Annotated in this window: 9 protein-coding genes and 1 pseudogene; 5 read left to right on the top strand and 5 right to left on the bottom strand. The window is 72.1% G+C overall.

The window, feature by feature from the left end; all coding sequences use genetic code 11:
• Positions 1–216 precede the first annotated feature (216 nt).
• Positions 217–1,245 (bottom strand): alpha/beta hydrolase-fold protein, encoded by a 1,029-nt coding sequence (locus tag AB0C78_RS50080; RefSeq protein ID WP_360762724.1) that lies wholly within the window; start codon positions 1,243–1,245, stop codon positions 217–219.
• 173 nt (positions 1,246–1,418) lie between these two features.
• Here AB0C78_RS50080 and AB0C78_RS50075 point away from each other — a divergent pair, with 173 nt between their 5' ends.
• Both AB0C78_RS50075 and AB0C78_RS50070 read left to right on the top strand, forming a co-directional pair.
• Positions 1,419–2,150 (top strand): isocitrate lyase/phosphoenolpyruvate mutase family protein, encoded by a 732-nt coding sequence (locus AB0C78_RS50075; protein ID WP_360762721.1) that lies wholly within the window; start codon positions 1,419–1,421, stop codon positions 2,148–2,150.
• A 105-nt stretch (positions 2,151–2,255) separates the two neighbouring features.
• A complete protein-coding gene (locus AB0C78_RS50070) occupies positions 2,256–3,086 on the top strand; it encodes an oxygenase MpaB family protein (protein ID WP_360762719.1) in 831 nt (276 codons plus the stop codon).
• Positions 3,087–3,094: 8 nt separating this feature from the next.
• Here the strand turns inward: AB0C78_RS50070 and AB0C78_RS50065 are convergent, their stop codons facing one another.
• Entirely contained in the window at positions 3,095–4,030 is a 936-nt protein-coding gene (locus AB0C78_RS50065) for an alpha/beta hydrolase (protein ID WP_360762716.1), read from the bottom strand.
• Positions 4,031–4,115: 85 nt separating this feature from the next.
• Between AB0C78_RS50065 and AB0C78_RS50060 the strand changes: the two genes are divergently transcribed.
• Positions 4,116–4,682: a CGNR zinc finger domain-containing protein gene (locus AB0C78_RS50060; RefSeq protein ID WP_360762713.1), complete on the top strand. Its 567-nt coding sequence runs from the start codon at positions 4,116–4,118 to the stop codon at positions 4,680–4,682.
• Here the strand turns inward: AB0C78_RS50060 and AB0C78_RS50055 are convergent.
• The 3 genes from AB0C78_RS50055 to AB0C78_RS50045 all read right to left on the bottom strand — a co-directional run bounded on the left by AB0C78_RS50055 (position 4,669) and on the right by AB0C78_RS50045 (position 5,752).
• Positions 4,669–5,016, bottom strand: coding sequence for a VOC family protein (locus AB0C78_RS50055; protein ID WP_151546547.1), 348 nt, complete (start codon positions 5,014–5,016; stop codon positions 4,669–4,671). The genes AB0C78_RS50060 and AB0C78_RS50055 overlap by 14 nt on opposite strands.
• Positions 5,017–5,099: 83 nt before the next feature.
• Positions 5,100–5,624 carry a hypothetical protein gene (locus AB0C78_RS50050; RefSeq protein ID WP_360762710.1) on the bottom strand — a complete coding sequence of 175 codons (525 nt, stop codon included), beginning with the start codon at positions 5,622–5,624 and terminating at the stop codon, positions 5,100–5,102.
• A 5-nt stretch (positions 5,625–5,629) separates the two neighbouring features.
• Entirely contained in the window at positions 5,630–5,752 is a 123-nt protein-coding gene (locus AB0C78_RS50045; RefSeq protein ID WP_264159867.1) for a hypothetical protein, read from the bottom strand.
• Between the two features lie 486 nt (positions 5,753–6,238).
• Here AB0C78_RS50045 and AB0C78_RS50040 point away from each other — a divergent pair.
• Positions 6,239–6,556: pseudogene (locus tag AB0C78_RS50040) on the top strand (MFS transporter); the annotation flags it as partial.
• Between the two features lie 70 nt (positions 6,557–6,626).
• Positions 6,627–8,672, top strand: coding sequence for a hypothetical protein (locus tag AB0C78_RS50035; RefSeq protein ID WP_360762707.1), 2,046 nt, complete (start codon positions 6,627–6,629; stop codon positions 8,670–8,672).
• Positions 8,673–9,692 lie beyond the last annotated feature (1,020 nt).

The following is a 9,692-nucleotide window of genomic DNA, read 5'->3' as shown; positions in this document are numbered from 1 at the left end:
TCCGTCGTCGAAGGCGTCGCGCGGGAGCGGTGCGGACGTTCTCGGTGGACAGCCCAAAGGCTCGTGCGGGCGGCCGCCGGTGTCAACGAATCCATGGGCCACTGGATTTTCAATCCCGGTGAACGGGCCCTCTGAAAACACTGAAAAGCCAGCCTGACCAGCGCGAACGGCGTGCCCGCCGGAGGAGCGGGCACGCCGTTTCGGGGAGGACGGGCGTCAGGGGGCGATGCGCCGGCAGAGCCAGGAGAGCGCGAGCGGGTAGCGGTAGTCGATGCCGCCGTGGCCCGCGTCGAACAGCTCGAAGTGGATCACGTCGGGGGAGACCCCGGCGTCCAGCAGCGCGCGGTGGAACGCCTCGGCGCCGATGTCCAGGAACCATTCGTCGCGGGTGCCGCCGTCGATCCAGATCGCCCGCTGGGAGCGCATCGCGGCGGCGTGGTCCGGCACCATCCGGACGGGGTCCCAGGCGAGCCAGCGGTCCCAGATCTCCGGGCGCAGGACGCCGGTGACGGGGTCGAACGGCAGTTCCGGCGTGCCGTCGTCCCGGGCCGAGTAGCAGACGGCCATGCCGAGGACGTTCAGCAGCTCCATGTCCTCGGGCTTGGTGAACGAGACGCGCGCGTTGAAGTCGTCCCACCAGCGGGTGATGTCGCCGCCGTACTTGCGCAGGTGGCGGACGCATTTCGGGAACTCGGGCAGGTAGCAGTACTCGAACAGGGCGTCGCCGGCGTGGGTGGCGAGCGCGCCGAACAGGTCGGGGCGGAGCATCGGCGTGATCATCGCGCCGTAGCCGCCGCTGGACTTGCCGCTGATCGCCCGGTGCTCCGGCGCGTCCAGGGTGCGGTAGTGGGCGTCGACCCAGGGGACGACCTCGTCGCAGATGTAGGAGTGGTACTTGCCGGTGCCGGGGGAGTCGATGAACTGGCTGCCGCCGTGCGCCGTCCACGCGTCGACGAACACGACGATCGCGGGAGGGGCCTCCCCGGAGGCGAACACGGCGTCGGCGGTCTCGGGGAACGGCTGCCGGTACGGCATCCGGTTCCGCCAGATCCCGACGTGCCCGGTGAACCCGGTGATCACGTAGACGGACGGGTAGCGGCGGTCCGGCTCGTCGTCGTAGCCGGGCGGGACGTACACCAGCAGCGGGCGTTCGTGCGGGTCCTTCAGCGGGTTGCCGCGCAGCAGCTCGCTGCTGACGGCGTGCTCCTCAAGGCGTCCGGCGAAGTCGGCGGACCACGGCAGCATGCGCACTCCCTCGTGTCACGGGCCACTCGATCATCTCGACGCTAGCCCAGCCCCCGGCGTCGCGGGTGACCGCATCCCGCCAGGTGCCGGACGGGCCGGAAGGGGCATGTGTCACGTAATGCGTCCCGATCCGGTCCCCCTGGTGAACGAACGCGTGACGGAAGGAGAGACAGATGTCCGAGAACGCCGCCCGGCTGCGCGACCTGCACCGTCCCGGCGACCCGCTGCTGCTGCCGAACGTGTGGGACGCGGCGAGCGCCGAGATCGTCCAGGAGGCCGGGTATCCGGCGCTCGCGACCGCGAGCGCCGCGGTCTCCGCGATGCTCGGCTACCCGGATCATGAGGGCGCGCCGGTGGAGGAGATGCTCGCCGCCGCCGGGAGGGTGATCCGGGCCGCGTCCGTCCCGGTCACGGTGGACGCCGAGGCCGGGTACGGGCTGCCGCCGGAGGAGCTGGTGGAGCGGCTGCTCGCGATCGGCGCGGCGGGCTGCAACCTGGAGGACACCTACGCGGGGAAGCTCGCCGAGCCGGAGGAGCAGGCGGAGTACCTGGCCGCGGTGCGCGCCGCGGCGGGCGACGCCCTGGTGATCAACGCGCGGGCCGACACGTTCGTCGCCGGGCTCGCGGACCCTGTGGAGGCCGCGATCGCCCGCGGCCGGCTGTACCTGGAGGCGGGCGCGGACTGCGTGTACCCGATCACGGCGCCGCCGGACGCGGTCGCGACGCTGGTCAAGGGCATTCCGGGGCCGGTGAACGTGAACTGCTTCCCGGGGTCGTCGCTCGGCGAGCTCGCGGAGGCGGGGGCGGCGCGGGTGTCGTTCGGCCCGGTGCCGTACATGCGGGCGCTGGACTCGCTGAAGGAGTTCGCGGGACGGGTGCTGCAGCGGGAGGATCCGTACGCGTGACCCGGGTGCGGGGGTGCCCGGTCCGCCGGGCGCCCTTGCAAGCGCTTGCTTACAGATGGCACAGTGATACGGAAATCGCTTCTCTGTACCAGGAGTGAGGACCGGATGACCGCGACCGCCACGTCCACGGAGCGTCCCCCGAAGATAGTCTTCGACGCGATCTCCGGCATGGCCCTGTCCGCCGCCGCCGCGAACGTCGTCATGCAGCTCTCCCGCCTGCCCGTCGGGCGCGGCGTCGCCGAGAGCACCGTGGACAGCGGCCGCGTCGACAAGCATCCCATCAAGCGCGCCCGCACCACCCTCAGCTACATCGCCGTCGCCATGCTCGGCGACGAGGACGAGCGCCTCGCCATGCGCCGCGAGGTCAACCGCGCCCACAAGCAGGTCCGCGCGAAGGAACCCGTCCCCTACAACGCCTTCGACCGCGACCTCCAGCTCTGGGTCGCCGCGTGCCTCTACTGGGGCACCGAGATGATCTACACGATGCTCTACGGCGACCCGACGCGGGAGCAGGTCGACGCCCTCTACCGGCACGGCGCCCGCTTCGGCACCACCCTCCAGATGACCGAGGACATGTGGCCCGCCGACCGCGCCGCCTTCGAGGAGTACTGGACCGAGTCCCTCAAGAAGATCGAGATGGACGACGTCACCCGCGGCTACCTCCGCGACCTCACCGAGCTGCGCTTCCTGCCCGCCCCCGTGCACTGGACGCTCGGCCGGCTGCACCGCTTCCTCACCCTCGGGTTCCTGCCGGCCCCCTTCCGCGACGAGCTCGGCTACCCGTGGACGCCCCGCGACCAGGCCCGCTTCGACCGTTTCGCCCGGCTGATGGCGCTCACCAACCGCGCGATGCCCCGTCCCCTCCGCGAGTTCCCCTTCAACGTCTACCTGCGGGACGTTCGCCGCCGCATCAGGAAGGACCGCCCCATCGTCTGACCGCCGCGCTACTGATCGCCGCGTTGCTGGCCGCCGCGTTGCTGGCCGCCGCGTTGCTGGCCGCCGCGCTGCGCCTGGACGCGGTCGAGGAAGCCCGCGACGAGCGGGGCGATCTCCGGCAGGCGGTCCTCCAGGGCGAAGTGGCCCGTGTCGAGGACGTGGAGCTCGGCGTCCGGGACGTCGCGCAGGTAGGCGCGCGCGCCGGGCTCGGTGAAGAACGGGTCGTTGCGGCCCCAGACGATCAGCGCTGGCGGGGTGTGCTCGCGCAGCCACGCCTGCCAGGCGCCGTAGCGCTCCACGTTGGAGCGGTAGTCGAACGCCAGTGCGACCTGGGCCTCCTTGCGTCCGGGCAGGTCGAGGAAGTGCTGGTCGAGCGTCCAGCCGTCCGGCGCGATCGCCTCGGGGTCGGCGACGCCCGTCTCGTACTGGCCGCGCGTCCCCTCGAGGGTGAGCAGGCCGCGGATCGTCTCCTCTGCGCCGTCCTGGCCGGGACGCAGCGCGATGAACGCGCGCGCCGCGTCCGACAGGCCGTCCTCGTAGGCGTTGCCGTTCTGGACGATCAGGCCCGCGATCCACTCCGGGTGCCGCTCGGCGAGCCGGAAGCCGACCGGCGCGCCGAAGTCGAAGACGTACATGACGAACCGGGACAGCCCGAGCCGTTCGACGAACCCCTCGGTGACGTCGGCGAGCCGGTCGAACGAGTAGGCGAAGCCGTCCGGGGCCTGCGTGCGCCCGAAGCCGGGGTAGTCGGGGGCGATGAGCCGGTACCGGGCGCCCAGCACGTCGATCAGGCGCCTGAACTGGTGTGACGCGGACGGGAAGCCGTGCAGGAGCAGCAGCGCGGGCGCGTCGGCGCGCTCGGGCACCGACTCCCGGTAGAAGACGCGGACATCGCCGACGTCCACGTACCGGTGAACCGTCCGCGCGACCGTGAGGACCGTCATGTCTAACGCCTTCCTTCGCTGAAGATGCGTTAGTTATAGCCCTTGACGATCTAATGTGTCAAACCTTGGATGTAGCATTAGAAGCATGAGCGACGTCGTCCCGCTGACCGGCGAACCCCTCGCCCTCGACCTCGTCAACACCCGCACGACGGCCGGCGACCTGCTCGCCACTCCCGACGACCTGCGCGCCTGGCTCCTCCTCCAGGCCGACCGGCTCCCGGACCCCGGCCTCCTCGACATGCATGACGTATGTGCCGTGCACTTTGTACGGGAGCACGCCGCCAACGCCATCGAACGGGCCTGCCACGGCGAACGTCCCGCCGATCCGGACCTGGCCGCGCTCAACGACGCCCAGCGCGCCGCGCCCGCCATCACCGAGCTGACCTGGGACGGCATCGCGGTCACCGGTGTTCGCCGGCGCACCGGCCCGCCCGGCGCACAACTCGCCGGACAGCTGGCCGAGGCCGCCGCCGACCTCCTCGCCGACCCGTCCGTCACCAGGATCCGGCAGTGCGAGGCCGACGACTGCGTGCTGCTGTTCCTGCCCGCCCACCCGCGCCGCCGCTGGTGCTCGGCCGCCCGCTGCGGCAACCGCGTCCGCGTCGCCCGCCACTACCAGCGCCGCAAGGGCCCCGGCGTCAGCGGTGCGTGACGACGTTGATCACGCGGCCGTCCGGGTCGCGGACGAAGAACCGCCGCACGCCCCACTCCTCGTCCTGCAGCGGATGCACGATCTCCGCGCCCCGCTCCCGCATCGCCGCGTAGGCCGCGTCGACGTCGTCCACCTCCACGCTGATGTCCGGATCGACCGGTGCCGACCTGTCCGCCGTCATGACGTTGATCTGCGCGGTCGGGACGTCCGGGGAGGCGAGCGTCATGACCCACCCGAGGTCCATGACCTCCTCGAACCCGAGCAGGCCGTAGAACTCGCGGTTCTTCCCGGCGGCATCGGAACGGACATTGGGCACGACGCGGCGAACGGTCATCTCTAGCGGCTCCAGTGAAGTTGCGGTCTCCGGCACGACGCTATGCGGCCGGGACGCGACGGTCTTGGACGAATGGGAACCCGTCATCCGTGTCGGCGACGGCGCACCGCGTACGCCGCCGTCACCGCCGCCAGCAGCGGCCCCCACGCGACCAGCGGGAGGTAGCAGGCGTACAGGATGGCGGCCTTCGCGCCGTGCGGCATCTCCGGGTCGCTGTCCGAGAAGCCGAAGGCCAGCGGCGTCCACAGGCACATCAGCGCGACCGAACCGAGCGCCGCCGGGACGATCGCCGCGAGCGGACGGATCCGGCGGCCGCGCAGGACCGGCACCCAGCGCGGCCACACCTCGCCCCACGGCCGGACGAGCCCGAGGCTGAGGAACGCGAGCGTCTCGGACAGGGCCGTCAGCGCGATCACGTACGGCAGCACGAACCACGGCCCGTTCGCCGGATCCTGCGACCCCGTGAACCCCGCCGGCAGGCCCAGCGCGAACAGGATCCGCCAGATCCCGGACGGGAGCGCGCACCATATCGTCGCCTGCGCCGCCCAGTCCGCCCAGCGCGGCACCGGCCCCCGCGTCGCCGCCGCGCTGGGTGCGACCGCGTCCACGGCGGTCATCGGACGGCCCCGAGCGCGTGCGCGGCCGGCTCACCGGACCCCGTGGCCAGCATCGCCCCCGCGATGAGGGCGACGAGCGCCGCGACCACCGCGGCCTTGATCGTGAATTTCCGGGACACCGCTTCCTCCTGATCTCGCGATGCCCCCACGCTCCCGCCCCCGCCGCACCGCCCGCCTCCCCCGAGCGGCCCATCCCCGTCCCCCGCGAGACGGGCTTCGCGGCGGCCTCGGGCGCGAGTGATGCGGCGTCGCACCTGGGTGATGCGGCCTCGGGCGTGAGTGACGCGGATCACTGCCACCGCGTTCCGGCCTCCGACGGTTTTCCGCGAGGTGGCGGGTCCCTATATCCGGGGGCATTTCCTGAACGCCCTCCCGGAATTGGCGGACTGTCGTGCGGCGAGGAGGTGGAACACCATGACCTGGTTCCCCGGCTAAGCGAGAACTGAGAAAGGCCGATCCCGGGCCAGATCGCCTACCGGGATCGTCGCGCCGGGCCCGAAGACCCGGCCGGCCGCTTCGGTGACCAGGCCGTCTTCGGGCCCGGCGTCCGCTCGGACGAGCGACCTCCCCGTCCGCGCCGAGGCAGGAAAAGAGAGACCGCCCGCATGTCAGCCCCCACCTCTTCCCGGGAGAACAGGACGAGAGCCGAAGCCGGCTACGGTTCGGTGTTCGCCAATAAGGAGTTCCGGGCGATATTCGCAGCCCATGTGCTCTCCGGCCTGGGCGGCGTGTTCGCCGAAGTGTCCCTGGCCGCTCTCGTGTTCCGGCGGACCGGCTCGGCGCTGCTGACGGCACTCGTCTTCGCCCTCGGCCTGCTGCCCTACGCCCTCAGCGGGATCCTCCTGTCCGGCATCGCCGACCGGTACCCGGCCCGGCGCGTGCTCGTCGCCTGCGACCTGCTGTCGGCGGCCTGCGTGCTCGCGATGGCCGTTCTAGGCACCCCCAGACCGGATGACCCCCTGGCCATCCGGCGCGGATCCGTGCCGATCCCCGGTGACCCCGCTCGCGCTGCTGTTCGCCCTCCGGTTCGCGGTGTCGATGATGTCGCCGCTGTTCACCGGGACGCGCGCGGCGAGCCTGGCGAGCATCCTGCCGGGAGACGCCTATGCCCTGGGACGCTCGCTGGTGCGGATCGTCTCGCAGAGTTCGCAGATCATCGGTTACGGCCTCGGCGGGCTCGTGCTGGTGTGGATGTCGCCGCGCACCGCCCTTTACGTGACCGTCTGCACCTTTCTCGGGTCCGCGCTGCTGATACGGCTGGGCGGCGGCGACCGTCCGGCTCCAGAATCAGGGCACGGCGGGATGATGCGAGACTCGATCACCTCCGCCCGGCGGCTGTTCGCCGTCCCCCGGATCCGCGCCCTCCTCCTGATGTGGTGGATGCCGCCGATGTTCTTCGTCGTCGCGGAAGGGACCGCCGCGCCCTTCGCGGACGCGGCCCGTGCGGGCTCGGTCGGCTTCGGCCTGTTCCTGGCCGCGATGCCCGCCGGAACCGCAGTGGGCGAGGTGCTGGCCGGTGTGCTGCTCGGGGCGGCGGCCCGCGAGCACATCGCGCTGCCGCTCGCCGGCGCGTCGATGCTGCCGATGGCGGCCTTCGCCTTCCGCCCGTCGCTGCCGCTCGCCGTCGCTCTCCTGTTCCTCACCGGCCTGTGCGCCGCCTACGCGCTCGGTATGGACCAGTGGTTCCTGCAAGCCGTGCCCGAGCGGATGCGGGGCCGCGCCATGTCCCTGCTGGGCGCCGGGCTCATGACCTTCCAAGGCGCCGGCATGATCGCCGGAGGTGCCGCCGCCGCACTGGCACCCCCGTACGCCGTGATCTGCGGGGCCGGTATCGCCGGTACAACCTGCACCCTCGCCGTACTGCGGTCGGTCCATGCGACCCGACGGACGACGGTCCGAAAGCCGCGCCCTAGACACAAGCGGACGCGGTGCGCTAATACCAACCGTTCGGGATCAGCCCCGGACGGTACCTCCTCCGAAAGGAACGCTGTCATGACGGGTGCGTCGCCTTCTCTACAGGGCACGAGCGCGGGGCGGCCGATCCGGCGCCGCAGCGTCCTGCTCGCCGGCATGGGAACAGCCGCCCTGATGCTGTCGGAAGCGTGCGGCACCGGACACGGCGCCACGTCCACCGGCCGGACGCCCGCCCGTCCGCAGCCCCTCGGGAACGGACGGGCTCTCGCCGGCCACAGCGCCGCCGTCGACTGCCTGACGTTCAGCCCGGACGGCCGGATCCTGGCCACCAGCGACGAGGACAAGACCGTCCGGCTGTGGAAGACCTCCACCGGCACCCAGATCGCGACCTTGCGAGGCTTCCAGGAAGGAGCCGGCCAACTCGCCTTCACCCCCGACGGCAGGACGCTCGTCGCCGGAGGCGACGACCTCGCGCTGCTGTGGGACGTGCGGACCCACGCCCGGGTCGGCGCCCTCATCGGCCACGAGAAAGCGGTCTTCGCGATGGCGCTGAGCCCGGACGGAAAGACCCTCGCCACCGGCAGCGTCGACGAGACCATCCGCATCTGGAACCTGCGCACCCACGCCCACATCGCCACGATCAGGCCCCAAGCCCAGACCGTCAGCGCGCTGGCGTTCAGCCCCGACGGCAAGATCCTGGCCAGCGGGCACGACAACGGGGTCGGCACCGGCGACCACAGCATCCGCCTGTGGAGCGTGCCCGGCTGGAAGCCCATCGGCACCCTCGCCGGCCACACACAGGCGGTCGGCTCGGTGACGTTCAGCCCTGACGGCAGGACCTTGGCCAGCGGCAGTACCGATAGCACCGTCCGCCTATGGGACACGAACACCAGAACCGGTGTCGCCACCCTCACCGGCCACGCGAGCACCGTCACCTCGGTGGTCTTCGGACTCGACGGCAAGACGCTGGCGAGCACCAGCTCGGACAAGACCACCCGCCTGTGGGACGTGGCCAAGCGGACCACCACCCGCACCGGAGCCGGCGGCGGATCCGTCGCCTTCACCCCCGACGGCAAGATCCTCGCCGCCTCCACCGACAAAACCGTCCTTCTCTGGACCCTCTAACACCCACCCCGTCCGGCGCGGTGGGACGGCGTGGCAGGGCGGGCTGTCGGGTGCCCTGGGGGTGGCCCGGGCGGGGTGGTGGGTGGCCCGGCCGGCGTGGCGTGGCGAGATGGCGTGGAGGGGCGTGCTGGCGGGGTGGCCCGGGCGGGGTGGCCCGGCGGGATGGGCCCGGGCGGGTGGAGCCGGGCGGGTGGAGCCGGGCCGGGGGGCTGGCGGGGTGGCCTGGCCAGCACGCGGCGACTCTCCCGATGCGCGGCGCCCAAGCGGAGCGGCGTGGCGGGGTGGCCTGGCGGGGTGGCGTGGCCAGGACGCGGCGGCTCTCCCAATACGCGGCGTCCAGGCGAGGCGGCCTGGCGGGGTGGCCTGGCGGGGTGGCCTGGCGGGGTGGCCTGGCGGGGCGGCGTGGCGGGGTGGCGTGGTCAGGACGCGGCGGCTCTCCCGATGCGCGGCGCCCAGGCGAGGCGGCCTGGCGAGGCGGCCTAGCGGGGTGGCGTGGTCAGGATGCGGCGGCTTTCGCGATGCGCGGCGCCCAGGCGGTCGGCGTGATCGCGAGCCCGGTGGAGTCGCTCCTCGCGGGGGCGAAGGAGCGCACCACCGCAAAGTCGAGATACAGCCGAAAGCCGGGCGTCACGAAGGGCCGGTCGTTCGCGCAGCGGGTAGCCGCAACGAAACGCCCACCATCATCTGCCATCTCGTCGGGTGCGCGTCGTTGAGGTGTGGGTCGTCGAGGTGCGCGTGGGCGGGGTGCGTGTCGTTGAAGATGGGTGGGTCGGTCGTGGACGCGCTGTGGTGGTGCCCGGACTGTTCCCGGCGGTGTGCGGCGTAGCGACGCAGAGGCATAGGGATCCGGGGATGTGGTGCTGTGGTGCTGGGCTGCGCGCTGCAGGTGAGGCAAATGGCCGGAGCGAGGGTGTGGCGTGTTCCAGTGTTCGGGAGATCGTGGATAAGGGTGTTCGGGTGGTGGGGTGGCGCTTGCGTACGGGGCCGCCCCTCCAAAGTCAAGGGCGCCTTCGGCGTCGC

This window comes from Actinomadura sp. NPDC048394, from assembly GCF_040651755.1.
In the GTDB taxonomy this organism is placed as follows: Bacteria; Actinomycetota; Actinomycetes; order Streptosporangiales; family Streptosporangiaceae; genus Spirillospora; species Spirillospora montaniterrae.
This window is presented reverse-complemented; position numbering and strand designations above follow the sequence as displayed.